Raw genomic sequence first — 23,938 nt, 5'->3', positions numbered from 1 at the left:
AGCTACTGCAAATGTAGATGATCGTGAAAAAGTATTGAAAAGTGAAAAAGAAATGTTAGAAAAAGCACAGAAGGAAACAAAATCTGTTCAAAGTAATATAGAGAAGATTGAAGATAAGAAGTTACAAAAACAAGCAAAAGCAGTAGAAGAGTCGTATAAAAACCGTTATGATGCATTCAAAAAGATGAATGAAAATTACACGAAAGTGTTAGCGACTGAAAAAGAACTGTATGAAAAATTAAAAGTAAAAGAAACGAAATTAAAAGAAATCGGTGAAAAAGTTAAAACTGTTAATGAATTAAATGTGGAAGCACAAAAGTCGAAAGAGCAGTTTAACAAATTTACAAAAGAGTATAATGACAGTAAATTAGCATTCTACAAAGATGCAGAAATTAAGATTAAAGATCAGAAATAAAGAAGAATCTAAAGTGTAATAAAAAGCCGGAGAAACATCGTTATAAATGTTTTTTCGGTTTTTTACGTTAAATGAATAGAAAAGACTGGAATTGATATCATAAAAGAGTTATAGTGAGTTATTCTAAGGGAAACATTGTAAAGTAAGGAGAATGGAAATATGTCATATGAATTTTTACTCAAATTAGGTTTAGCACTCTTTTTAGGATTATTCATCGGGATAGATAGGCAGCTAAAGAATAAACCACTTGGTGTGAAAACAAGTATGGTTATTTCTGTAGCAAGTTGTTTAATTACGATGGTTTCAATTGAATCTGTGCATGTATATTCTGTTCCAGGACATACAAATATGGATCCGATGCGACTGGCCGCTCAAATTGTTAGTGGAATTGGTTTTCTTGGCGCAGGTGTCATTTTACGAAGAAGTAATGATGTTATTTCTGGATTAACAACAGCTTCTATGGTGTGGGCTGCTTCAGCTTTAGGGATCGCAATTGGTGCGGGATTTTATTTACAAGCGACAGTTGCTATGGTTTTAATTATTTTAGCGATTAATGTACTTCCGCAACTTGTGAAAATTGCAGGACCGTATTCATTAAGACAAAAGGATTTATCTATAAAAATTACTGTTAAAGAGCATCATGAGTTAGATGGTATATTTAAGCAAATTAAAAATTTAGGCATGCATGTGAAACGCGTGAAAATTAAAGATATAGATAGTGGAGCATTTCAGCAATTGGAAATGGTTATTTTAGCTCCAGAAGATTTATATACAACAGAGTTATATAGTTCCCTGAAAGAGATTGATCGAGTAGTTTCAGTTGAAGTGGAAAGTAGATAATTGTGATAAAAAAGAGTGAAGTGAATTCACTCTTTTTTATTTGGATTTTTAAGGAAATAAATTGATATAATGATGAATAACAAGGGGGAGAAATGATGGAAATACATATTAGAAGAGCTATAAAAGATGATATACGAGGTATAGCAAAGGTGCATGTTGATAGCTGGAAAACAACGTATAAAGGTATATTTGCTGACGAATTTTTAGAAAATATAACATATGAGCAACGAGAAAAACAATGGGAAAACATTTTTCAACAAGAAGATACATGCCAATATAGATTTGTAGCAGAGACGTTAAATGGAACGATAGTCGGATTTATTGATGGGGGAGTTGAAAGAAGCGGTGCATATAATTGTGATGGGGAATTATATGCAATCTATCTTTTACAACAGTATCAAGGATTGAAAATAGGCCAAAAGTTATTTCAAGCGTTACTATCAGAATGTGTAAAGAATGATATGCAATCTCTTTTAGTTTGGGTCGTTACGAATAATCCTTCTAAAAAGTTTTATGAAAAATTCAACCCTGAAAAAATTGATACGAAATTTTTAGAGAGAGTAAAGGTAGAAGAAACAGCGTATTGTTGGAGAGATTTGAATTTGTTACAAAAACAAACAGCTATATAGATTGATGCATATAATAGTATTATGTAAACATATCATAGGGAAAGGTATACCTCATTTGGTGTACCTTTTTATTAATCCATCAAAAAATGGATTAATAAAAGTAGGTAATTAGTTTGAAAACAAGAATTTTTCTAGTGTACTTTTAACTAGATTAAAGAAAAGAAAGAAAAAAAGAAAAATTTTATTTGATAAAAAAATTCTGAAATATACTCTTGAATTGAATATCATTATCAATTAGAATCATAATTGATAACGACATTCAATTATCGTTTATTATATAAAATTTCGATAGCTTTAATATAAAGAGGAGGACCAACATGCAGCATGCGAAACAAATCGCAGAACATGCAACATTACAAAGCTTTTTAAACTGTTATTTAAGAGAAACAGGGAGTGGAGAATGGATTACAGAGGATGAAAGAATGAAGAGTATCTTCAGTAATACGTTGAATAGAGATACAGTCCCCACATATTTATGTTGTCGGCTATCGGCACAGAACGTTACTTTGTATGGAGAAGTTATATATAAATCATCAACAGATCGCCATTTGTTTGGAGAAAAATTTTATTATCAAATTGGAGATAGTAATTCTGTTATTAAAGCAGATTACGTTACAGTTATTACATTTTTAATAAAAGAGATGTCTATCAACTACGGAGAAGGAACGAATCCTGCGGAACTTATGCTTCGAGTCATTCGTAGTTGTCAAAATATTGAGGAATTTATAAAAGAGAGAATAGAAGATACATCCGCATTATACGGTTTCAATACAACTTTTATAGAAGCGGAGCAGTCTTTATTATTTGGGCATTTAACTCATCCTACACCAAAGAGTAGACAGGGGATATTGGATTGGAAAAGTGAAATGTATTCTCCAGAATTAAAAGGAGAATGTCAGCTTCATTATTTTCGGGCACATAAAAGTATAGTAAATGAAAAATCATTATTATCAGCTTCTACAACAACGATTATAAAAGAAGAATTAAGTAATGATGAGATGGTTAGTAAGGAATTTATAGCGAAGTACTGTAAGGAAGATCAATATGCATTAATTCCAATTCATCCGCTTCAGGCAGAATGGCTCTTGCATCAAGCTTACGTACAGGATTGGATAGTTCAAGAATTGCTTGAGTATATTGGACCTGTAGGTAAGTATTTTATGGCAACATCATCACTAAGGACGCTGTATCATCCCGATTCGAAGTATATGCTTAAGTTTTCATTTCCGGTGAAAGTAACGAATTCAATGCGTATTAATAAACTGAAAGAACTTGAGAGTGGTCTTGAAGGGAAGGAAATGTTAAATACGGCTATTGGTGAAGTACGAGAAAGATTTCCAGGCTTTGATTTTATTTGTGATCCAGCTTATATTACATTAAATTATGGAACACAAGAATCTGGATTTGAAGTCATTATTCGCGAGAACCCTTTTTATAGTGAACATGCAAACGACGCAACATTAATTGCTGGGCTAGTTCAAGATGCTATACCTGGGGAGCGTACGCGGTTATCGAATATTATTCATCGCCTAGCAGATTTAGAAAGTAAAAGCTGTGAAGAAGTAAGCTTAGAGTGGTTTAGAAGATATATGAATATTTCTTTAAAGCCAATGGTATGGATGTATTTACAGTATGGTGTTGCATTAGAAGCTCATCAGCAAAATAGCGTTGTTCAGCTAAAAGATGGTTATCCGGTCAAATATTATTTCCGTGATAATCAAGGATTTTATTTCTGTAATTCAATGAAAGAGATGCTTAATAATGAATTAGCTGGTATTGGAGAACGTACTGGAAATTTATATGACGACTATATTGTGGATGAGAGATTTCGTTACTACTTAATTTTCAATCATATGTTTGGCCTCATTAATGGTTTTGGCACAGCAGGATTAATTAAGGAGGAAATTCTTCTCTCGGAATTAAGGTCTGTACTTGAATCATTCCTTCCGTATAACCGGGAACCTTCAACATTTTTAAGAGAATTATTGGACGAAGATAAGTTAGCGTGTAAAGCAAATTTACTAACGAGATTTTTCGATGTCGATGAGTTAAGTAATCCATTAGAGCAAGCAATTTATGTGCAAGTACATAATCCGCTCGTTAGAGAAGTGGCTGTTCGTTCATAAATAGCGTTAAAATTTCACGTAATACAAATAATGGTATTTTGTCATGAGGTGGAGGGTTTTATGAGAGTGGACATGTATCATACGAAAGTATTGAAGGCGCTCGAATCAGAAGATTACATTTCAGTACGAAGAAGAGTGCTACGTCAATTAGTAGAATCGTTAATTTATGAGGGGATTATTACACCGGTTCGCATAGAAAAAGAAGAACAAATTCTTTTTATAATACAAGGACTTGATGAAGAAGACAAAAGTGTCACGTACAAATGCTATGGCAGGGAACGGATGACATTTGGACGTATTTCTTTAGACTCATTAATAGTAAGAGTCCAAGATGAACAGCAAGAAATACAATCTGTCTCGCAATTTCTAGAAGAAGTTTTTCGAGTTGCTAGTGTAGAACAAGCCAAATTAGATTCTTTTATGCACGAATTAGAACAAACAATATTTAAAGACACGATTGCACAATATGAAAGAAATAATAAGAAAGAATACAATCAAAAATCTTACGATGAGTTTGAAAGCCATTTAATAGACGGCCATCCATATCACCCTAGTTATAAAGCTCGTATTGGATTTCAATATCGTGACAATTTTCAATATGGATATGAATTTATGCAGCCAATAAAACTCATATGGATTGCAGCGCATAAAAAATACTCCAGTGTAGGGTATGAGAATGAAGTAATTTATGACGAAATTTTAATAGAGGAGATTGGTGAGCGTAAATTAGAAGAGTTTATGGAGCGAATTTGTAATCGGGGATGTAATCCAAAACAGTACGTGTTTATACCTGTTCATCCTTGGCAGTGGGAGAATTTCATCATTTCAAATTATGCGGATCATATACAGGGTAAATTTATTATTTATTTAGGAACATCAGAGGATGAGTATTGCGCACAACAGTCAATGAGAACGGTAAGAAATATTACGAATCCAAAGAAACCGTACGTTAAATTATCGATGAATTTACTCAACACTTCAACACTCCGTACGTTGAAACCGTATTCTGTTGTGAGTGCACCAGCAATATCAAATTGGTTAAGTGATGTTGTAAGTAATGACGCCTATTTAAGCGATGAAGCACGTTTAATCTTGTTAAAGGAGTTTTCCAGTGTAACGTATGACACAAATAAGAAAGCTATATATGGTTCATTAGGATGTATTTGGCGCGAAAGCGTTCACAAGTATTTAGATGCACAAGAGGACGCAATTCCTTTTAATGGTTTATACGCTAAAGAGAAAGATGGTACACCAATTATTGATGCATGGTTGAACAAATATGGAATGAAGGATTGGCTACAATTACTTATTCAAAAAGCGATAATACCAGTTATACATCTTGTTGTAGAGCATGGCATCGCACTGGAATCACATGGACAAAATATGATTCTAGTCCATAAAGAAGGGGTGCCTGTTCGTATTGCGTTAAAGGATTTTCATGAAGGGCTTGAGTTTTATCGTCCATATTTGAAAGAAGTTGATAAATGTCCCGACTTTACTAAAATGCATAGAACATATGCGAATGGAAAAATGAATGATTTCTTTGAAATGGATCGCATCGAATGTTTGCAAGAGATGGTATTAGATGCACTTTTCCTGTTTAATTTAGGAGAATTAGCGTTCGTACTTGCGGATGAATATGGATTGAAAGAAGAACGTTTTTGGATAATGGTTGTTGAAGAAATTGAAAATCATTTAAGAATATATCCACATTTGAAAGGTAGATTTGAAAATATTCAATTATATGCACCTACATTCTATGCTGAACAATTAACGAAACGTCGATTATATATGGATGTGGAATCGCTTGTTCATGAAGTTCCAAATCCATTGTATAGAGTAAGACAACTTATGAAACAAAAATCAGTTGTTACAGGGGGAAATTATGCTAATCGTTAATAAACAAGAGTATAGCAAAAGTGATTTTGAATTGAGATTACAAGTTTATGCGGAAATGGAACAATTTCAAAAAGCAGAAGGAAATAGATTTGCACTTTGTCTGAAAGATCCATTCGATATTATTACGCTTGTGTTTTTCTTAAAAGAAAAGAAATCATCAGTATTACTTATACATGAAGATACGCCAAAAGAAACAGCTATTGAAATGGCAAAGCGTGCAAATTGTGTAGGAATTTTATATGGAGAATATGGGGATTTTACAAAATTAGAAGTAGGGAACTTTTTACTAGAAGAGCCTTCTTTATTGCAATATAGTTCTGGAACTACAGGGGAACCGAAATTGATTCGTAGAGCATGGACAGAAGTTGATACGGAAATTACCGCTTATAATGAAGCTTTAAACTGTGGAGTAGATGAAGTGCCAATCGTTATGGCTCCTGTTTCACATTCATACGGACTAATATGTGGTACGTTATCAGCAATTAAGAGGGGGAGCAAGCCTGTAATCATTACGAACAAAAATCCTAAATTCGCATTAAATATAGTTCGTAATACAGAAAAACATATCATATATGCAGTGCCACTTATGTTACACATTATGGGGAGTTTTCCATTAGGAACGTTTCGGTTTCATAAAATTATGACATCCGGATCGCCTTTGCCAGAAGCACTATTTTATAAACTAAAAGAAATGACAACATTTATGATGCAGCAATATGGTTGTTCTGAAGCAGGTTGTATTAGTATATGTCATGATATGACAAGCCATTTAGATTTAGGGAACCCTCTACCTCATGCGAGTATAAGCATAGGTTCAGATGAAAATGCACCGGAAGAAATCGTCGTGAAAATGAACGATAAGGAAATTTTCACGAAAGATTTAGGGTATAAATCTGAGCGTGGCATTCATTTTATGGGGCGTATGGATGATGTAATTAACGTTTCAGGATTAAAAGTCTTTCCTATAGAGGTAGAAGAAACAATGCTTCAATTGGAAGGTGTTCAAGAGGCAATTGTATATCGAGGGAAACATCCTGTGATGGGCGAAATAGTTAAAGCGAAAGTGATCTCTCATGTTGATCCAGTGCAAATAAGAGAATGGTGTATTCAGCACTTACCTTCTTATAAAGTTCCGCATGAAATTGAAAGTGTAAATGAAATTCCTAAAAATAAAACGGGAAAAGTAAGTAGAAAGTTACTAGAGATGGGAGAGGTTACAACATGAGACGGGAAGCGTTAAAGAATGCCGTGTTAAAAATTATGATAGAAAAAATGGAACTGAAAAATGTAACGCATTTAGAAGAAACGATGCGCTTAAATCAAGATTTATATATAGATTCGGTAATGATGTTACAGCTTATTGTATACATAGAAATGGATTTAAAGCTATGCGTTCCAGAGGATGAGGTAGATCCAAAAGCATTTCTTACTGTAGGATCTTTGCTTGATTTTATGGAGGAGTTACAGCCGTTACAGGAAGTAAATGTGAATAACTAACCTTTAGGAAAGTGGATGAGAGTATGACTTCAATTAAAGTGCACTGTTTAGTGAGTTGTTTTTGTGAAATTATAAAAAGGCGTAGCGACATTGATTTTCGTCCATTTTATTTTGGACTATGGGATGGAGATTTTGATATAACAGAAGGCGGAATTATTTCATATCACTCTGAAAACATTAACCATGATCATTATTTACTTTGGTTTGAAAAATTGTACGGTATTAAAGTAAACGAATGGTATGATCATGCAAAAGATAAAGATAGCAATGTAGAAATGTTTTTAGAATTAGTAGAAAACAAGCCGGAAAATCGTTATATCATTGTAATGGTTGATATGTCTTTATTGCCAGAGAGGGAAAATAAATTTCATCAAAAACCGTTTCCGCATTATTTAATGATATCAAAAACAGAGAAAGAAGAAGAGTGGTTCATGCTAGATCCTGATTTTCGTTGGGAAGGGAATATGGAAAGAGAAAAAGTACTTCACTCTGTTCAAGATAACCCATTTGGTGGAGGGTATTTCATTGATATAGAAAGAATTGGGGAGCCAACGCAAGAAACAGTAGCTAGTTATTTCACAGAAACATTCAAAAAGAACGACAATGAACTGACTATGGAACTAAAAAATGTAATTGTAAAAATGGCAAATGAGGAAGAAGGGTATACGCTTTCTGGACTTGTAGCAGCAGTAAAACAAATACCAGTACTTGCAATTCGTAAATATAGTTATGAGCATGCCTTTGCATACTTCCGTGAAACGTTGCAATATTCGGAGCAAGAATTTGATTATTGGTGTGATCGGGTAGAGGATATTGTACAAGGATTTACAAATGTACAGTATCGTGCAATTAAAATGGCAATGACGAATAATAAAGGTATGCTAGTATCGATTATTGAAAAACTGGATGAAATGAATGCAATTGAACTGCAAATTAAGAAGGAATTAGAGAGACAGTTTCTATCATGGAAAGGTATGAAAACAAATCAGTCTGTCGTAACTCTTTAATAAGCTAACTGAATTTAAGATAGGGGAGTTTAATGCTATGAAATATTCGCTATGTACCATTTCATTTCGTCATCAATTAATTTCATTTACTGACATTGTTCAATTTGCATATGAAAACGGTTTTGAAGGAATTGAATTATGGGGGACGCATGCACAAAATTTGTACATGCAAGAACGTGAAACGACAGAACGAGAATTGAATTTTCTAAAGGATAAAAACTTAGAAATTACGATGATAAGTGATTACTTAGATATATCATTATCAGCAGATTTTGAAAAAACGATAGAGAAAAGTGAACAACTTGTAGTACTAGCTAATTGGTTTAATACGAATAAAATTCGCACGTTTGCTGGGCAAAAAGGGAGCGAGGACTTCTCGGAACAAGAGAGAAAAGAGTATGTGAAGCGAATACATAAGATTTGTGATGTGTTTGCTCAGCACAATATGTATGTGCTGTTAGAAACACATCCCAATACACTAACGGACACATTGCCTGCTACTATAGAACTATTAGAAGAAGTAAATCATCCGAATTTAAAAATAAATCTTGATTTTCTTCATATATGGGAGTCTGGCGCAGATCCAATAGACAGTTTCCATCAATTAAAGCCGTGGACATTACATTACCATTTTAAGAATATATCTTCAGCGAATTATTTGCATGTGTTTGAACCTAATAATGTATATGCTGCAGCAGGAAGTCGTATTGGTATGGTTCCGTTATTTGAAGGTATTGTAAATTATGATGAGATTATTCAGGAAGTGAGGGATACGAATCTTTTTGCTTCCTTAGAATGGTTTGGACATAACTCAAAGGAGATATTAAAAGAAGAAATGAAAGTATTAATAAGTAGAAATTTAGAAGTAGTAACTTCATAATGTGAAATGATGTGAGAGTCTCGTTTAGAGGCTCTTTTTTTATCGTGAAATAATAACCAAAAATTTCCATGTATTTTAATTTGAATTTTACACAATTTATATATAAATAAGGAGGTGATTGGTAATGGCTAGAAATCGTAATTCTAATCAATTAGCATCACATGGAGCACAAGCGGCTTTAGATCAAATGAAGTATGAAATTGCACAAGAGTTCGGTGTACAACTGGGAGCTGATACTTCTTCACGTGCAAACGGTTCTGTAGGCGGTGAAATCACAAAACGCCTAGTAGCGATGGCAGAACAACAGCTTGGTGGCGGATATACTCGCTAAATGTAGAAGGTTATAGGAGAAAGGAAGGATTCTTCCTTTCTTTTTTTTTCAATTAATTGGTATGGATATATAGCGAACAGAATTCAAAGAATAGAAGTAATACTATATTTTACCCAATTTCTTTTGTTGTGAATGGGAAGTATTAAAGATGTAATAGCCCTGGTGGAATGAAAATTATGTTCCAGCAGGGCTATTATATGGTAAGAAATATATGATGAAAGGTTCCGAAATCAACATGTTAAAAAAAGAAAACTGTTGTTTAATTGCGCTTGCATCAGTTCCACTTGTCATGACATTAGGGAATTCAATGCTTATTCCAATCTTGCCGACAATTGAAAAGAAATTACATATTTCATCGTTTCAAGTATCCATGATTATTACAATTTACTCTATCGTAGCCATTTTACTTATACCGATTGCTGGTTATTTATCAGATAGATGGGGACGAAAGATGGTAATGGTTCCGAGTTTGCTGATTGCGGCTATAGGAGGAGCGATAACTGGTTGGGTATCTTGGAAAGTTGATAATCCCTACATTTGGATACTAATGGGTAGAGCGATTCAAGGTATTGGTGCTGCTGGTGCAATGCCGGTTGTTATACCGTGTGTTGGTGATTTATACAAAGATGAAAAACAAGTTAGTACAGGTTTGGGAATCATTGAGACATCCAATACATTTGGAAAAGTGCTGAGCCCTATTTTAGGATCTGCTCTTGCTGCCATTGTATGGTTCTTACCATTTTGGGCGATTCCAGTTTTATGTGTCGTATCAATTGTTTTATTGCTGGTATTAGTAAAGGCAAAAAAACAAGAAGGGGAAGTACCACCACTAAAAGAGTTTATTCAATCTATTATCTCTACGTTTCGAGAAAAGGGAAGATGGTTAATTGCCATTTTTGCATTAGGTGCAATTATTATGCTTATTTTATTCGGAATTCTCTTTTATTTGTCGACTATACTGGAATCAAAGTATGACATTCATGGTATATGGAAAGGGTGTGTGCTTGCTATCCCGTTACTTGTACTGTCACTTAGTTCATATATGGCCGGTAAAAAAATTGGAGATAATCAAAATGTTATGAAGAAGTGTATTTATATTGGTTTTTTAATGGCAGCTGCATCAGTCATCATTCCTTTATTTATAAAAGGGATTTATTTACTACTTCTTTGTCTTGTTATTATGGGGATAGGAATTGGTATGGCACTCCCATGTTTAGATGCCCTCATTACACAAGGAATTGAAAAGGAGCAAAGGGGAACGGTTACGTCATTTTATAGTTCAATGCGATTTATCGGTGTAGCAGCTGGACCACCTTTATATTCTTTTTTTATGAAAGGGGCGGACCATGAAGTGTTTTATTTGACAAGTATTTTTGCTGCCATTGGTGCTGTTATAGCAATCATTTGGATTAAACCAGCAAAAGATGAAAAGACGGTAAAACAGAAACCGGAACCTACTTCATAATTTATAAGAGAATTGCATGATGTTTTCAGTAACATGCAATTCTCTTACGTTCATTAAGAATAAATAACTTGTTTTAACATATAAAGCGCGACACCCCATATGATGAGACCAGAAAATTTATTTAATAATAAGATTGCCTTTCCGGTTGAGTCTAGTCTTTTTAGAAATTTCCCCGCTAAAGCTAAGCTTATAAACCAAATCCAAGAAACGATAATAGTTGCAAGTGTGAAAGCCCATTTTTCACTTCCTATGTATTGAATAGAATTTGTTCCAATTACACCGATTGTGTCTAAAATTGCATGTGGATTTAATAATGAGACTGATGCTGCGAAAAGGATTTGCTTTTTTAAGGGCATACTTTTTTCTTGTTTTACATCGTTGGAAGGGTTACTTCTCCAAATAACAAAGCCCATATATAGGAGAAAGAAAAATCCAATTATATATAACGAGTTAGTTAGCCAAGAAAAAGTAAGGAGTACAAGGGAGACACCTTGCACCGCAATCAATATGAGTAACGTATCACATATAGAGGCAGTTAATACTACAGGGGCTGCCCTCCAAATGTTTGGTTGGCTTGCACCTTGGTTAAAGACAAAAACATTTTGTACACCTAATGGAATGATAAGTCCAAATGCAAGAATGATACCATGAATAATTGCTTCACTCATCATATTACCTCCTATTTTAATTCATTATGATAGTGTATATTGTATAGAAGAAATGAAAATTTGTATCCATCCATATGGTTGGGGAGGTTACCAACCAAAAAGAATATAAGGTGATATGATGGAAAGATTCGTTTGGAAACCGAATATGTCTCTAGCGACGCCGCTGTATAAACAAATAGAAACGTATATAAAAGAAAGGATCGTTAATGGAGAATGGACCGTTGGAACAAAATTACCTTCACAAAGAGATTTGGCCCATACATTTGGTGTGAATCGAAGCACAATTGTAATGGCTTTCGATGAACTAGTTGCGAAGGGATATATTGAAGGGAATGGCAGGAAAGGAACAATTGTTGTAAATAATAATGAGAATGCTTCAACTTACGCACCCCCGCCTAATTGGCAGTCTTATGTAGAAACAGGAGTTCATTATCCGAATCTCCCAGCTATTCAAGAGATTAATCAAGCTGAATTTTATCCACATGTAATTCGGTTAGGAACAGGTGAGCTCGCGCCGAGTCTCTTACCTGAGACAAAGATGAAAGAAATTATGAATAAGCTTTTAAAGTCAAATGTGACGCTTGGGTATGAAGAGCCGAAAGGAAATCTTTATTTAAGGGAAAAGATTTCCGAATACTTAAAGGGGCATGGTGTATATGTATCTCCTGACTCTATATTAATTGTTTCGGGAGCAATTCAAGCGCTGCAACTTATTTCTATGGGGCTTCTTTCGAAAGGGGCATCAATCTTATTAGAGAAACCATCTTATTTATATTCACTTAATGTTTTTCAATCAGCAGGAATACGTTTAATTGGAATCCCAATGGATGAGAGTGGCTTACATCCATTATTTATTGAGAAATATAAGAAGCAATTTAATGCCTCTATTTTATATACAATTCCGTCTTTTCATAATCCGACGAATTTTAGTATGGATACTAAGAGGCGAAAAGAAATAATGGAAGTATGTAATGAAATTGGATTACCTATTATAGAGGACGCAGTGTATCAAGACTTATGGTTTGATGCACCTTGTTCAAAACCTTTAAAAGCCTATGATAAAAATGGAATCGTATTACATATTGGAAGCATGTCCAAAGTAATTAGTCCAGGTTTAAGAATTGGATGGATTGTTGGACCCGAGCCAGTAATTCAAAGATTGTCAGACATAAAAATGCAAACAGATTATGGTTCAAGCTCTATATCCCAGCAAATTGCAGCAGAGTGGTTTACAAATGGTCTATATGATGAGCATTTACGATTTGTAAGAAGTGAATTGAAAAAACGAAGAGATTTTATGTTACTAATGTTAGATAAATATCTTCGTGAAATAGCAACTTGGCATGAACCAACAGGTGGGTTTTATATATGGGTACATATAAAAGTACCCATTTCATATCGTAGTTTATTTGATAAAGCTCTGCGAGAAAAGGTTTTATTAAACCCAGGTACTTTGTATGATAGAAGTGCAAATCAATTTTTGCGCCTATCATATTCATATGCAACGTTAGAAGAAATTGAAATAGGTATAAAAAAACTTGCACAACTAATGAAAAAGTAAGAGGAGAAAGTCATGAAACAATATGTAATTTGCCAAATGATTGGTGGACATAAATACTTAGCTGCTTATGCGGAGACGAAGCAAGAGGCGATTGAAAAAGCAGAACTGTTAGGATTAAGAACGGGAAATCGTTACATAGTTATTACTGCAGAAGAAGCCGAAGGGTTAACGTATCCTTAAACAATGTACGAGATTATATAGGAAGTAAATAAGCCTAGTAATATAAGAAATTACTAGGCTTATTTACTATTAGGTTGTTAAACGTTCTCGTATTTATATGCAAAGTAATAATATTATGAGTCAAGTTGACGGAAAAATCGATTTGTCTTTCGGTCTTGATTCCCTTTTCTATATTCATCAATATATTGCCTAAAGTTCCAAGCTTGTAAAAATTTATTAGCAGAGTTATAACCAGAATTGTAAAGCCATTCTTTTTCTTCCTTTGTCAGTTCAAAATTAGTACTTGTAATCGTTCCTGTTGGAATTGTAATGGTTCTTGCTTTTGATTCCTTATCTAAATGACGTAAATCATGGGCTTGCATCATTGTTTTAAATAGTCCTTTGAACATGGAAATAGGCTCGTTATAGCGAGCAGGGTCAGCTTGAATTTCATCCTTTACAAAATGAAATCCGAAAGTCGGCCAGCGAGGAGCGGTAGGTGAATCGAAGATCCAAATTGGATAATTACTTAGAATTCCTCCATCAACCATATAACAAGGCTGCTTCCATTTTGGAGTTCTCCATTTTACGGGTTCAAAGAAGAAGGGGATTGTACTACTCATTCTTACCGCTTTAGCAATAGAGAAGCGATAATTTAAAAATCCGTAGTTTGGTAAGTCGTCAGGAAAGACAACCATTTTACCATTACTAATATCAGAGGCGATGATTTTGAGTTTGTTTAGATCTGGTAAATCAGTAAATAAATGAACACCTTTTTTCCGAAGTAATTCTTCAATCCATTCTTCTATAAATACATTAGAGTATATACCTAGAGTAGTCCATGCACTTAGTCCCTTACCGATAAAAGGAATTCTATCAATAAAAGTTCTTTTCATAAATTTATTATAATCAATATCAGTTATAATCGTTTTTAACTCTGAACAAGAATATCCTGCCGCTAGGAGCGCTGCAATAATCGAACCAGCCGATGTACCAGCTACACGTTCCCATTCATAACCTTTTTCGGCTAACGCGCAAATTGCCCCAACATGCGCAATACCGCGCACACCGCCTCCTTCAAAAACACCATCAATCTTCATTAAACATACTTCCTTTCGAATAAAAGATTTGGAAATGGCAAAAAAGCACGTATTGTACGTGCTTTTTTTGCAATAGTTTTTAAGTTTACTAGCAGCCTACAAAGCCGCCCCAACAACTAGCTCCGATGATGATTAGAAGGATAAATAAAACGATTAATAAAGCGAAACCTCCGTAACCACAACCGCCGCCACCACCGTATCCGTAACCACAGCAACTATATCCGTAACCCATGTGGAATTCCTCCTTATATTTAAAAATGAACGAGGGGAAAATGTACTGGAAGAACTAAAGAATTATCGTGTTTGTAGGAACAATGTATAGTATGCTTATTTAAACTTGTTCGCGTACGAAGGATAAGCCCGTTTTTTGGAGGCTTGTTGATTTTGTAAAGAATGAAGTATAATCTTTGTACTAAGATACAAATAAGTATGTAAATGTAAGGAGAATTTATGAATAAAAAAATTGAAGTATTAATTGATAAATATGAACTAACACACTTGAAAGAGGAACTTATTAATACTATATTTCCTTGTATAAAAGTTGTGCCAAAGCAGCAGGAAACTGTTGCGATAGGTAGTTCGAAAATGGGGGGATTTCCAGATTTACCAGCTTTATTTGAATATCCAAAGCATAAAGGAAATCCACTACAATTTATCGCGCAATTTAACTTAAGTGATATACAAAATGTTGGTATGGATCACAATCTTCCTAAAACGGGGATGCTGTATTTCTTTTGCATTGAAAATTATTTTGAAGAAAATGTGAACCTAACAGAAGCTGGGCATGTACTTTATTATGATATTCCTGTAGAGCAATTACGAAGAGAAAATCAAATACAAGCGAAATATAACCAGTGTGCAATTACTTTTGAACTGACATACAAATTACCAGAACTTTTCATTGAAGATGAGGCTGATTCAGATCATTTCTTGCAATTACTTGAAGAGCTAATTCCGGATAACTACGATAACCATCAAATGTTTGGTGAGCCATTCTCTGTACAAGAAGAAGTGTTATATGAGACAGGAGAATATATGGGAGTAGACCCGCAGCAAATGACTCTTTTATTCCAAATTGATTCAGATCATAAAAATTGTAATATGGTTTGGGGAGAACTAGGAATGCTATATTTCTGCATTAGTAATGAAGATTTGAAAAATCGACGTTTTGAAAATACATGCTGCGTATTACAAACTTGCTAATGAAAAAAGGTTGTTCTTTTTAAAAGAACAACCTTTTTATGTGAATTAGTTAATATGCATAATCTCATATGAACTATACGAAAAAGTATTGTATACTCTGAAACTATACGATACTTTTTCGTATAGTTATAGAATATAAGGAGTGACAAGATGGGAAAGACAAGTAAGTATGTGACAGCTGCCGCACTTTGTTCAACTATAGTAATGGGAGGCTTACAAGCGTCATCTGTATCTTATGCAGCTACAAATCCGACTACAGTGACAGCACAATCAGATGTAAAGTTATTAGATGATTTCAGAAAAGAATTAAAAAAACAGATTGATAATCGAGAAGAAAATATTACAATCACATATAAAACAAAAGATAGAAATGCTAGAAATATTATGGATCAATTGTATGGTGAGTTTAATAAAATTGTAGATGCTGATGAGTATGTAAAATATAATGTAGCGTCTACTAGATATTCTATTAAAGGAATGCCAGGGGACTATACGTTTACACTGCAAGTAAAATACCGTGAATCAAAAGAACAAACTCAATATGTAAAAGCTCAGGCGAAAGCAATTGTTGGATCAATTGTAAAACCAGGGATGGATGAGCATGAGAAAGTAAAAGCTATTCACGATTACGTTGTTAAGCATGTGTCTTATGATACGTCTTATCAAGCGTATACGGCATATGAAGCATTAGCGAATCGTTCTGCCGTTTGCCAAGGATATACACTATTAACGTATGAGTTGTTAAAAGAGGCAGGTATTCAAAATCATATTGTAACAGGCACAGGAAACGGACAAGCTCACGCGTGGAATTTAGTAAACATTGAAAACAAATGGTATCACCTAGATACTACATTTGATGATCCAGTACCAGATAAAGCAGGGCGTGTAACTTACTCATATTTTAATATGTCTGACGAACAGTTAAGTAAAGATCACGACTGGGATCGTAGTAAATATCCAGCAGCAACTACAAGTTATTTTGGTGAATTAACAAATAAAATAAAAGCTGGTAGCTCAAAAACTGTCGTATATGAGCAAATGTTAAAAGAAACAAATTTACAATACTTATCTGCGGAATACGGAGCAGAAAATTATAATGAATTTAAGAAAAAGTTACAGCAACAGTTTGCAGCCAAACCAGAAAAAGTAGAAGTACGATATAAGCAGTCCATGGATGGAGCGATGCAAGATATAAAGAAAGTATTAAATGAAATAAATTGGCCAAAAGGTGCAAAGCGTGTGTCTTATCAAGTAGCACCATATAGTGCAATGGCCGGTTATTCATTAGCGACAATTACATTTACGTATTAAGTAATGAGAAAGAGCATCTGTAAAAGATGCTCTTTTTATATTTGTTGTTTAATTTTAAAAATTGTTAATTATGTGATAAAATAAAAAGGAGAAGATGTGAATGCTGAATGAACTTGTTCGAAAGTAATATATTTACATTGATATATACTTGTTTAGTAATCAGACTTATCGTTTTGTTTTTCATATCATTTACTTTGTTTATTAGAAGAGTATTACAAAGCAGCGCTGCAAAGAAACACTATGTAATTAATATGAACCAGAAGCTAGATCGAATTATTGAGTTGCTTGAAAAAGATAAGAAATAGTGATAGAAGTATGAAAAGGGGAAAGAGAATGGCCAACTATATAAAAGAATTACGTGAAAAAGTAGGGCATGATTATGTTTTCTTAAATTTTGCCGGTGGTTGTGTATTTAATAAAGAGGGAGAAGTATTATTGCAAAAAAGAGGAGACTTTAACGCTTGGGGATTTCCAGGTGGCGCAATGGAGATAGGAGAATCGGCTGCGGAAACTGCGATTCGAGAAATAAAAGAAGAAACCGGGTATGATGTAGAAATAAATGAGCTTATTGGAGTGTATACAAAATATTTTCAATCATATCCAAATGGAGATAAGGCACAGTCAATTGTGATGTGTTTTTCATGCTCAATAGTTGGAGGCGACAAAAAAGTAGATGGTGATGAAACGTTAGATTTGAAGTTTTTCCCGTTAGACGACATGCCACCGTTATTTTGTAAACAACATGAAGATTGCTTGCAAGATTTATTGGAGAAAAGAGTAGGGGTATATCGCTAACATAAAAAAAGAAGCTAAAAGATTAGCTTCTTTTTTTATGTTCTATTTCCACCAATCATCAAACATTGACGCTGGTACTTGTCTTTTATGCTCACTTACTGTGTAACGTTTTTCAATTTTCTCTGCAACGTCAGCTGGAACTGCTTTACCTTCTAAATAATCATCTAATTGATCATAAGTAATACCTAACTCTGTTTCATCAGCTTGACCCGGTTTTTCATCTAATAAATCAGCTGTTGGCATTTTTAAGTACAGTCGCTCGTCTGCACCTAACTCTTGTAATAATGCACGTCCCTGGCGCTTCGTTAATCCCGTTAATGGTAATAAATCTGCACCACCATCTCCGAATTTTGTAAAGAACCCTGTTACAGCTTCTGCAGCGTGATCTGTTCCGATAACAAGTAGCCCTTTTTGTCCACCAATTGCATATTGTGTAACCATACGGATACGAGCTTTCACGTTACCTTTATTGAAATCAGTTAATGATTCACCTAATAAGTTCTCGTATTGATTTGAAAAAGCATCAACGGTTGAAGCGATATCAAATGCAGTTGATTGATCAGCTTGAATAAATTGTAACGCTAATTGTGCGTCATCTTCATCCTTTTGTACTTTATAAGGAAGACGTACAGCGATAAACGTTGCGTTACCACCTTCGTTACGAATTTCTTCAACTGCAAGTTGTGCTAAGCGTCCTGCTAATGTAGAGTCTTGGCCGCCGCTAATCCCAAGTACAAATCCTTTTGCACCTGTTTTTTTTACATAATCTTTTAAGAAATCAACTCGTTTACGAATTTCAACTTTTGGATCAATTACAGGCTGAACATGTAATGCTTTCATAATCTGTTCTTGTAATGTCATTATATTTTCCTCCTATTCATATTAAAGCGGTAAAAAAAATTATGTATTATATTGGTACATACTTCTATCCTTTATTATTTCGCAAAACTAACGAATATACAATAGGATGTGTGTATGAATATGAATGTAGTCATTATAAATAAAGTACTACGCATAATCAATTTTTTTAAACCTTTCAAAAATGTAAGGTTTTTGTCATTTGAATCGATGGAAGGTATTTCCGTACTTTACTAATATAAAAACATAGTTAGTAGAAAGAAGGGCGGAGAAGTAATATGAACATTAGAGAACTCGCATATCGGAATGTAACGCGAAATAGACGGACATACTCAGCCTATTTTTTAAGTAGTGCATTTGCAATTATGGCCTTTTTTGTGTATTCATTTTTTGCGTTTCATCCGGCATTAAGTGCAGGAGAATTGGGGCAGTACGTATTCGTAAGTATGTCTTTTGCACAGTCTATTATTTACTTATTTACATTCTTCTTTATTTTATATTCGATGGGAATGTTTTTAAAAACGAGAAAGCGTGAGCTAGGAATTTTAATGATGCTAGGTATGACGAAATATCAATTAAAGCGTCTTATCTTTTTTGAAAATATTATGATTGGAATAGGGGCAATTATTTTTGGTATTCTTTCAGGTATGTTATTTTCAGGGGTATTAATATTTGCCGCCCCGATGATATTAAAACTAGATATCTCCTTATCCTATTACATACCGATGAAAGCAATTGTTGTAACGAGTATTATGTTTTTCATATTATTTATGATCATATCATTGTTTAGTGCAGGAATGATTCGTAAAAATAAAATTATGAAGTTGTTTAGAGGATCAGCAGAGGCAAAACCGGAACCGAAAGCATCAATCATTTCTTCAATATTAGCAGTAGTGTTGCTTAGTGCTGGCTATATAGGAGCTCTTCTATCGCATGGCGCAATGGTATTTATTATGATGATTCCTGTTACAACGGTAGTTACTATTGGGACGTATTTGTTGTACAAGCAGCTGAGTGTCTTTATTATTCGATTATGTAAAAAAAGTAAACGTTTCTATTGGACACAGACTAATATTATTACGTTATCAGATTTAGCGTATCGCATGAGAGATAACGCAAGAATGTTCTTTATTGTAACCATTATTTCTACTGTAGCATTTTCAGCAATAGGGACATTAGTTGGCTTCGCATCCATGACGAAAGAGATAATGGAGAGACCAATTGCGTTTCATTACCATTCTAAGCAAGGGAATAGTAACGAATCACAACATATACAAATGATTGACAAAGGATTAAAGAAACATAATATAGCAGCTTCAAAAACTAATATTTCGACAAAGAAAACGGAGGAACAGTCGTTAAGAAGCGCCACTTTTATAAAAGAATCAGACTATAAGGAATATGCAAAGTTAACAGGAGAACCATTTAATACTGTAGCAAATAAAGAGGTTGTATTTTTGTCAGCTAATATACCAGGGCCGGCGATGAAAGAAAGAAAAGAAATTACTTTACCCAATATGAATGAACATTTAAAGGTGAAAAAAGTTACTTCATCTTCATTGGGGAAAATATTAAGAGGAAATGTTTATGTAATCTCTAATAATCAATATGATTCATTACAAGATGGATTTATAGAGACAAAAGATTATATGTATAAAACTGAAAGAATGAAAGATGAGATTGAAATTGGTAAAGAGCTTACGCATCAAATTAAACCGCATCAAGAACATTCAACGTTTAGTGCGGAAGAGTACGAACAAAACCAAAGTTTACAAATTGCAGGACCGATTTTATTTGTAGGTTTCTTTATTGGTATAGTATTTTTCGTTTGCGCAGGAAGTTTCCTTTACTTCCGTTTATTCTCCGATTTGGAGGATGATGTTCGCTTGTTCGAAATGATTCGAAAAGTTGGATTGACGAGTGGGGAATTATCGAAGGTAGTTACAATTCGATTGGCGCTTTTATTCTTCGTTCCAATTGGTGTTGCAACATTACATGGGGCAGTAGCCTTAACGGCGTTAGGGCAAATGTTTGAGTACTCATTGTTTAAAGAAAATACAGTTGTATTAAGTATTTTCATAGGTATTCAAGTTGTATACTTCTTACTTATAAGATCCCGTTATGTAAAACAATTGAAAGAGAGATTACGTATGCATTAAATGTGTTTTTTTAACTCGAGTACAAAATTTTCTAAAAAGAGGCAAGTATTGTCAAAAAGTGATAAAATGGAAAAAGCGAGGTGGAAAAATTAATAGAGAGTAAGGGGGGAGAACTATGAAAGCAACAGGAGTTATTCGAAAAGTAGACGAATTAGGACGAATTGTTATCCCTAAAGAATTACGCGATGTATTGGGAATACAAATCAAATCACCGCTTGAAATTTTTGTAGAAGCAGATAAAATCATTTTGCAAAAATATCAACCTTACAATGCTTGCCAAATCACAGGTGATGTTTCAGAACAGAACATATCATTAGCAAATGGAAATATTACTGTTGGGATAGAGGGAGCGGAATATTTAGTAAAAGAAATAGAAAAGTTTTTAAACAAGAGTGAGGTTTAGTCTTAATTTATATTATTTTTCAAATTACATATCATTTTTTTAAAAGACTGTAAGAGGACCATTAATTGGTCCTCTTATTTTGGTTATTAGTTGAACGACACGGGCTGTTACTTCCTACAAATCATAGGGGAAATAAAAAAGTAGTATAGAGTTAGTTAATGATGTTGAGAAATATTTGAAAAGAAGGAAAACAAAAAGAATAAAACGAATGTTACATTTACAAGTATTCAAAAGTGGTCTGAAATGAAAATAATACATTTTCAGGAGGGATTACGATGAGTAGTACAGTGAATAAGCAAAAAGGTATACAATTGATTCCGTTTACCGTAAATAAGGTGGTAGAGCAAGTAAATGAAATTCCACCAGGTGTACAACTGATTCACGCTCCACAAGTATGGGAAAAGAGTGTGAAGGGGCAAGATGTAGTCGTTGCCGTATTAGATACAGGGTGTGATACCAATCATATAGATTTAAAGGATCGTATTATCGGCGGAAGAAATTTCACAAAAGATTATGAAGCTGATCCAAATGTGTATCTTGATAATAACGGACATGGTACTCATGTAGCGGGCACGATTGCCGCGACTGAAAATGGTGTCGGTGTATTAGGAGTTGCACCACTTGCTAAAATGTTAGTATTAAAAGTTTTAGCGGGAGATGGTTCTGGAAGTTATGAGCAAATTATTGAGGCAATTCATTATGCTGTAAATTGGAGAGGGCCGAATCAAGAGAAAGTGAGAATTATTTCAATGTCACTTGGTGGTCCGCAAGATGTTCCAGAATTACATGAAGCAATTCAAAATGCGGTAAATCAGGATGTTCTCGTTGTATGTGCTGCTGGAAATAATGGAGATTGCGATGATGAAACAGAGGAATTAGATTTCCCAGGTGCTTATTCTGAGGTAATTGAAGTTGGTGCTGTTAATTTAGAGCGGAAGATTACATGTTTTAGTAATTCAAATCAAGAAATTGATCTAGTAGCGCCAGGTGATGAAATATTATCTACGTATCCAGATGGGAAATATGCTGTGTTAAGTGGAACTTCCATGGCGACGCCGCATGTTGCTGGAGCGCTCGCCTTGCTCATTAAACAGTGTGAGAAAGAATATGGTCGAAAGTTATCGGAGCCGGAAATATATGCACAACTCATTAAAAGAACTGTACCTTTAGGGTACGAACGTACATCTGAAGGAAATGGATTAATAGATTTATTAAAAGAATAGCCATATTAAAAAACATCTCATATTCATATGAGATGTTTTTTAATATGGCTCTGTCGCATGTAATACAACTTGTAACAAACCTGGGAATCTAGCATTTAAATCTTCTTCACGAATTGAAATGAAACGTTGTGTTCCTTCAAGGCGCGTGTACATAACACCTGACTCACGTAAAACTTTGAAATGGTGAGATAAAGTTGATTTCGCAATAGGAATGTTTAAAGCGCCACAAGATTGTTCGTTTTTCTCTAGTAACATATTTACAATTTGTAAACGAATTTGATCGCTAAGTGCATATAAGACAGAAGAAAATTGAATTTCTTCTCGATTTGGATGATAGAGTGTACGCATATTTCACCTGCTTGTATAAGTTGAGATATTTGCACTATAACATATAAAGTGGTATATTTCTATTGTTCGAATATATTCGAACAATAGAAATATAGGGGGAGAAAAAATGAAGTATACAAAATTGCAAAAGGCAGGATTAAATATTTCAAAGTTGGGTTTAGGTACAAATGCAGTAGGGGGACATAATTTATATGCTGATGTGAATGAAGAAGAAGGAAAGCAATTAGTAGAAGAAGCTATTCAGCAAGGGATTACATTTTTTGATACAGCAGATTCATATGGTGTCGGTAGATCTGAGGAAATGGTAGGAGAAGTATTAAAGGGAAAACGCCATAAGCTTATACTTGCTACAAAAGGTGGAATTCAACCGTTATTAAATGGAGAAACTTATATTAACAATGAACCAAGTTATTTAAGAAATGCTGTGGAGAATAGCTTAAGAAGGTTACAGACTGATTATATTGATTTATATTATTTGCATTTTACAAATTCTGAAACAAGTTACATAGATTCAATCGGAGAGCTTACTCGTTTAAAAGAAGAAGGGAAAATTCGTTCAATTGGAATATCGAACGTAAACATAGAACAATTAAAAGAAGCGAACCAACATGGTCATATAGATGTTGTACAATCTCCGTACAATATGTTAGAACGTACGGCTGAGGAAGAACTGTTGCCGTATTGTATAGAAGCGGGTATTTCATTTATTCCATATGGGCCTCTTGCTTTTGGAATATTAGGCGGAAAATATACAGAAGATTTTAAATTGAACGAAGTCGATTGGCGCCAAAATGTAAATCTATTTGAAGAAAATACATATAAGAGTAATTTTAAGAAAGTGGAAAAGTTAAAAGGGCTAGCTAAAGAAAATGATATTGAAGTGTCTCATTTAGCGTTAGCATGGTTATTAAATAAAGAAGGAATTGATACAGTTATACCTGGTGGAAAGCGGGCAGAGCAAATAAGAGAAAGTGTGAAAGCGGTAGACGTTGCATTGAATAAAAGAGTCATGAAAGAAATCCAATCTATTTTAGAAGATTAGTGAAGCAGAGGGATAGTAC

26 protein-coding genes are annotated in these 23,938 nt (G+C 34.1%); 21 read left to right on the top strand and 5 right to left on the bottom strand.

What is annotated here, in order from left to right:
* From MR160_RS09480 to bcbE, 11 genes are all read left to right on the top strand, one after another.
* A partial coding sequence (locus MR160_RS09480; RefSeq protein ID WP_242297249.1) for a YkyA family protein occupies positions 1-415 on the top strand: 415 nt, incomplete at its 5' end.
* A 159-nt stretch (positions 416-574) separates the two neighbouring features.
* The gene (locus MR160_RS09475) at positions 575-1,255 is read left to right on the top strand and encodes an MgtC/SapB family protein (protein ID WP_000119510.1); all 681 of its coding nucleotides are present in this window, start codon (positions 575-577) and stop codon (positions 1,253-1,255) included.
* A gap of 95 nt (positions 1,256-1,350) precedes the next feature.
* Positions 1,351-1,884 (top strand): GNAT family N-acetyltransferase, encoded by a 534-nt coding sequence (locus MR160_RS09470; protein WP_000402427.1) that lies wholly within the window; start codon positions 1,351-1,353, stop codon positions 1,882-1,884.
* 317 nt (positions 1,885-2,201) lie between these two features.
* Complete coding sequence (locus tag MR160_RS09465; RefSeq protein ID WP_074789653.1) at positions 2,202-4,010, top strand: IucA/IucC family protein; 1,809 nt, start codon at positions 2,202-2,204, stop codon at positions 4,008-4,010.
* A 60-nt stretch (positions 4,011-4,070) separates the two neighbouring features.
* Entirely contained in the window at positions 4,071-5,909 is a 1,839-nt protein-coding gene (locus tag MR160_RS09460; RefSeq protein ID WP_001261817.1) for an IucA/IucC family protein, read from the top strand.
* The gene (locus MR160_RS09455; RefSeq protein ID WP_086398519.1) at positions 5,896-7,134 is read left to right on the top strand and encodes an AMP-binding protein; all 1,239 of its coding nucleotides are present in this window, start codon (positions 5,896-5,898) and stop codon (positions 7,132-7,134) included. The genes MR160_RS09460 and MR160_RS09455 overlap by 14 nt, the downstream gene beginning before the upstream one ends.
* Complete coding sequence (gene asbD / locus MR160_RS09450; RefSeq protein ID WP_001250559.1) at positions 7,131-7,406, top strand: petrobactin biosynthesis protein AsbD; 276 nt, start codon at positions 7,131-7,133, stop codon at positions 7,404-7,406. The genes MR160_RS09455 and asbD overlap by 4 nt, the downstream gene beginning before the upstream one ends.
* Positions 7,407-7,429: 23 nt before the next feature.
* Positions 7,430-8,413 (top strand): DUF6005 family protein, encoded by a 984-nt coding sequence (locus MR160_RS09445; RefSeq protein WP_000200700.1) that lies wholly within the window; start codon positions 7,430-7,432, stop codon positions 8,411-8,413.
* Between the two features lie 37 nt (positions 8,414-8,450).
* Positions 8,451-9,293 carry a sugar phosphate isomerase/epimerase family protein gene (locus MR160_RS09440; protein WP_000877678.1) on the top strand — a complete coding sequence of 281 codons (843 nt, stop codon included), beginning with the start codon at positions 8,451-8,453 and terminating at the stop codon, positions 9,291-9,293.
* A gap of 124 nt (positions 9,294-9,417) precedes the next feature.
* Positions 9,418-9,624, top strand: a complete 207-nt coding sequence (locus tag MR160_RS09435; RefSeq protein WP_000113545.1) for an alpha/beta-type small acid-soluble spore protein — start codon at positions 9,418-9,420, stop codon at positions 9,622-9,624.
* A gap of 235 nt (positions 9,625-9,859) precedes the next feature.
* A complete protein-coding gene (gene bcbE, locus MR160_RS09430) occupies positions 9,860-11,089 on the top strand; it encodes a bacillibactin exporter BcbE (RefSeq protein ID WP_002083274.1) in 1,230 nt (409 codons plus the stop codon).
* Between the two features lie 53 nt (positions 11,090-11,142).
* Here bcbE and MR160_RS09425 read toward each other — a convergent pair whose 3' ends face one another.
* A complete protein-coding gene (locus MR160_RS09425) occupies positions 11,143-11,757 on the bottom strand; it encodes a LysE/ArgO family amino acid transporter (RefSeq protein ID WP_001287302.1) in 615 nt (204 codons plus the stop codon).
* Between the two features lie 118 nt (positions 11,758-11,875).
* On the opposite strand from MR160_RS09425, the gene MR160_RS09420 reads away from it, so the two are divergent.
* Both MR160_RS09420 and MR160_RS09415 read left to right on the top strand, forming a co-directional pair.
* A complete protein-coding gene (locus tag MR160_RS09420) occupies positions 11,876-13,318 on the top strand; it encodes an aminotransferase-like domain-containing protein (RefSeq protein ID WP_002083275.1) in 1,443 nt (480 codons plus the stop codon).
* Positions 13,319-13,330: 12 nt separating this feature from the next.
* On the top strand, positions 13,331-13,498 hold the full coding sequence (locus tag MR160_RS09415) for a DUF3933 family protein (RefSeq protein WP_000816388.1): 168 nt from the start codon (positions 13,331-13,333) through the stop codon (positions 13,496-13,498).
* 113 nt (positions 13,499-13,611) lie between these two features.
* On the opposite strand, the gene MR160_RS09410 is transcribed toward MR160_RS09415, so the two are convergent.
* Both MR160_RS09410 and MR160_RS09405 read right to left on the bottom strand, forming a co-directional pair.
* On the bottom strand, positions 13,612-14,577 hold the full coding sequence (locus tag MR160_RS09410) for a patatin-like phospholipase family protein (RefSeq protein ID WP_000686798.1): 966 nt from the start codon (positions 14,575-14,577) through the stop codon (positions 13,612-13,614).
* 88 nt (positions 14,578-14,665) lie between these two features.
* The gene (locus tag MR160_RS09405) at positions 14,666-14,809 is read right to left on the bottom strand and encodes a YjcZ family sporulation protein (protein ID WP_000540420.1); all 144 of its coding nucleotides are present in this window, start codon (positions 14,807-14,809) and stop codon (positions 14,666-14,668) included.
* Positions 14,810-15,027: 218 nt separating this feature from the next.
* On the opposite strand from MR160_RS09405, the gene MR160_RS09400 reads away from it, so the two are divergent.
* The 4 genes from MR160_RS09400 to MR160_RS09385 all read left to right on the top strand — a co-directional run bounded on the left by MR160_RS09400 (position 15,028) and on the right by MR160_RS09385 (position 17,886).
* Complete coding sequence (locus tag MR160_RS09400) at positions 15,028-15,780, top strand: YwqG family protein (protein WP_001034828.1); 753 nt, start codon at positions 15,028-15,030, stop codon at positions 15,778-15,780.
* A gap of 150 nt (positions 15,781-15,930) precedes the next feature.
* Positions 15,931-17,091 carry a transglutaminase domain-containing protein gene (locus tag MR160_RS09395; RefSeq protein ID WP_000520849.1) on the top strand — a complete coding sequence of 387 codons (1,161 nt, stop codon included), beginning with the start codon at positions 15,931-15,933 and terminating at the stop codon, positions 17,089-17,091.
* 107 nt (positions 17,092-17,198) lie between these two features.
* Positions 17,199-17,396: a DUF4083 domain-containing protein gene (locus tag MR160_RS09390; protein ID WP_014894789.1), complete on the top strand. Its 198-nt coding sequence runs from the start codon at positions 17,199-17,201 to the stop codon at positions 17,394-17,396.
* Between the two features lie 28 nt (positions 17,397-17,424).
* Positions 17,425-17,886, top strand: a complete 462-nt coding sequence (locus MR160_RS09385; RefSeq protein WP_000024996.1) for an NUDIX hydrolase — start codon at positions 17,425-17,427, stop codon at positions 17,884-17,886.
* Between the two features lie 42 nt (positions 17,887-17,928).
* Here MR160_RS09385 and nadE read toward each other — a convergent pair whose 3' ends face one another.
* Entirely contained in the window at positions 17,929-18,747 is an 819-nt protein-coding gene (nadE, locus tag MR160_RS09380; protein WP_000174897.1) for an ammonia-dependent NAD(+) synthetase, read from the bottom strand.
* A gap of 275 nt (positions 18,748-19,022) precedes the next feature.
* On the opposite strand from nadE, the gene MR160_RS09375 reads away from it, so the two are divergent.
* The 3 genes from MR160_RS09375 (at position 19,023) to MR160_RS09365 (ending at position 22,529) form a co-directional block, all read left to right on the top strand.
* The gene (locus MR160_RS09375) at positions 19,023-20,903 is read left to right on the top strand and encodes an ABC transporter permease (protein ID WP_017763049.1); all 1,881 of its coding nucleotides are present in this window, start codon (positions 19,023-19,025) and stop codon (positions 20,901-20,903) included.
* A gap of 115 nt (positions 20,904-21,018) precedes the next feature.
* Positions 21,019-21,306 (top strand): AbrB/MazE/SpoVT family DNA-binding domain-containing protein, encoded by a 288-nt coding sequence (locus tag MR160_RS09370; protein WP_000648324.1) that lies wholly within the window; start codon positions 21,019-21,021, stop codon positions 21,304-21,306.
* A gap of 275 nt (positions 21,307-21,581) precedes the next feature.
* Positions 21,582-22,529 carry a serine protease gene (locus MR160_RS09365; protein ID WP_000099758.1) on the top strand — a complete coding sequence of 316 codons (948 nt, stop codon included), beginning with the start codon at positions 21,582-21,584 and terminating at the stop codon, positions 22,527-22,529.
* A 39-nt stretch (positions 22,530-22,568) separates the two neighbouring features.
* Here the strand turns inward: MR160_RS09365 and MR160_RS09360 are convergent, their stop codons facing one another.
* Positions 22,569-22,877 (bottom strand): ArsR/SmtB family transcription factor, encoded by a 309-nt coding sequence (locus tag MR160_RS09360; RefSeq protein WP_001259903.1) that lies wholly within the window; start codon positions 22,875-22,877, stop codon positions 22,569-22,571.
* A 106-nt stretch (positions 22,878-22,983) separates the two neighbouring features.
* On the opposite strand from MR160_RS09360, the gene MR160_RS09355 reads away from it, so the two are divergent.
* Entirely contained in the window at positions 22,984-23,919 is a 936-nt protein-coding gene (locus MR160_RS09355) for an aldo/keto reductase (RefSeq protein ID WP_000877950.1), read from the top strand.
* Positions 23,920-23,938: the final 19 nt, after the last annotated feature.

This window comes from Bacillus cereus group sp. BfR-BA-01382 (assembly GCF_022663475.1).
Lineage (GTDB): Bacteria > Bacillota > Bacilli > Bacillales > Bacillaceae_G > Bacillus_A > Bacillus_A thuringiensis_S.
Note: the sequence above shows the minus strand (reverse complement) of the source record. Positions and strands in the feature narration are given on the sequence as shown.

What these genes read in the sequence shown, in the direction of transcription:
- MR160_RS09375 (WP_017763049.1), top strand. Translation starts at nt 19,023, where the DNA reads ATGAACATTAGAGAACTCGCATATCGGAATGTAACGCGAAATAGACGG.
- MR160_RS09440 (WP_000877678.1), top strand. Translation starts at nt 8,451, where the DNA reads ATGAAATATTCGCTATGTACCATTTCATTTCGTCATCAATTAATTTCA.
- bcbE (WP_002083274.1), top strand. Translation starts at nt 9,860, where the DNA reads ATGTTAAAAAAAGAAAACTGTTGTTTAATTGCGCTTGCATCAGTTCCA.
- MR160_RS09370 (WP_000648324.1), top strand. Translation starts at nt 21,019, where the DNA reads ATGAAAGCAACAGGAGTTATTCGAAAAGTAGACGAATTAGGACGAATT.
- MR160_RS09465 (WP_074789653.1), top strand. Translation starts at nt 2,202, where the DNA reads ATGCAGCATGCGAAACAAATCGCAGAACATGCAACATTACAAAGCTTT.
- MR160_RS09470 (WP_000402427.1), top strand. Translation starts at nt 1,351, where the DNA reads ATGGAAATACATATTAGAAGAGCTATAAAAGATGATATACGAGGTATA.
- MR160_RS09405 (WP_000540420.1), bottom strand. Translation starts at nt 14,809, where the DNA reads ATGGGTTACGGATATAGTTGCTGTGGTTACGGATACGGTGGTGGCGGC.
- MR160_RS09460 (WP_001261817.1), top strand. Translation starts at nt 4,071, where the DNA reads ATGAGAGTGGACATGTATCATACGAAAGTATTGAAGGCGCTCGAATCA.
- MR160_RS09415 (WP_000816388.1), top strand. Translation starts at nt 13,331, where the DNA reads ATGAAACAATATGTAATTTGCCAAATGATTGGTGGACATAAATACTTA.
- MR160_RS09385 (WP_000024996.1), top strand. Translation starts at nt 17,425, where the DNA reads ATGGCCAACTATATAAAAGAATTACGTGAAAAAGTAGGGCATGATTAT.
- MR160_RS09445 (WP_000200700.1), top strand. Translation starts at nt 7,430, where the DNA reads ATGACTTCAATTAAAGTGCACTGTTTAGTGAGTTGTTTTTGTGAAATT.
- asbD (WP_001250559.1), top strand. Translation starts at nt 7,131, where the DNA reads ATGAGACGGGAAGCGTTAAAGAATGCCGTGTTAAAAATTATGATAGAA.
- MR160_RS09410 (WP_000686798.1), bottom strand. Translation starts at nt 14,577, where the DNA reads ATGAAGATTGATGGTGTTTTTGAAGGAGGCGGTGTGCGCGGTATTGCG.
- nadE (WP_000174897.1), bottom strand. Translation starts at nt 18,747, where the DNA reads ATGACATTACAAGAACAGATTATGAAAGCATTACATGTTCAGCCTGTA.
- MR160_RS09395 (WP_000520849.1), top strand. Translation starts at nt 15,931, where the DNA reads ATGGGAAAGACAAGTAAGTATGTGACAGCTGCCGCACTTTGTTCAACT.
- MR160_RS09455 (WP_086398519.1), top strand. Translation starts at nt 5,896, where the DNA reads ATGCTAATCGTTAATAAACAAGAGTATAGCAAAAGTGATTTTGAATTG.
- MR160_RS09435 (WP_000113545.1), top strand. Translation starts at nt 9,418, where the DNA reads ATGGCTAGAAATCGTAATTCTAATCAATTAGCATCACATGGAGCACAA.
- MR160_RS09365 (WP_000099758.1), top strand. Translation starts at nt 21,582, where the DNA reads ATGAGTAGTACAGTGAATAAGCAAAAAGGTATACAATTGATTCCGTTT.
- MR160_RS09420 (WP_002083275.1), top strand. Translation starts at nt 11,876, where the DNA reads ATGGAAAGATTCGTTTGGAAACCGAATATGTCTCTAGCGACGCCGCTG.
- MR160_RS09360 (WP_001259903.1), bottom strand. Translation starts at nt 22,877, where the DNA reads ATGCGTACACTCTATCATCCAAATCGAGAAGAAATTCAATTTTCTTCT.
- MR160_RS09425 (WP_001287302.1), bottom strand. Translation starts at nt 11,757, where the DNA reads ATGAGTGAAGCAATTATTCATGGTATCATTCTTGCATTTGGACTTATC.
- MR160_RS09475 (WP_000119510.1), top strand. Translation starts at nt 575, where the DNA reads ATGTCATATGAATTTTTACTCAAATTAGGTTTAGCACTCTTTTTAGGA.
- MR160_RS09400 (WP_001034828.1), top strand. Translation starts at nt 15,028, where the DNA reads ATGAATAAAAAAATTGAAGTATTAATTGATAAATATGAACTAACACAC.
- MR160_RS09390 (WP_014894789.1), top strand. Translation starts at nt 17,199, where the DNA reads ATGAACTTGTTCGAAAGTAATATATTTACATTGATATATACTTGTTTA.
- MR160_RS09355 (WP_000877950.1), top strand. Translation starts at nt 22,984, where the DNA reads ATGAAGTATACAAAATTGCAAAAGGCAGGATTAAATATTTCAAAGTTG.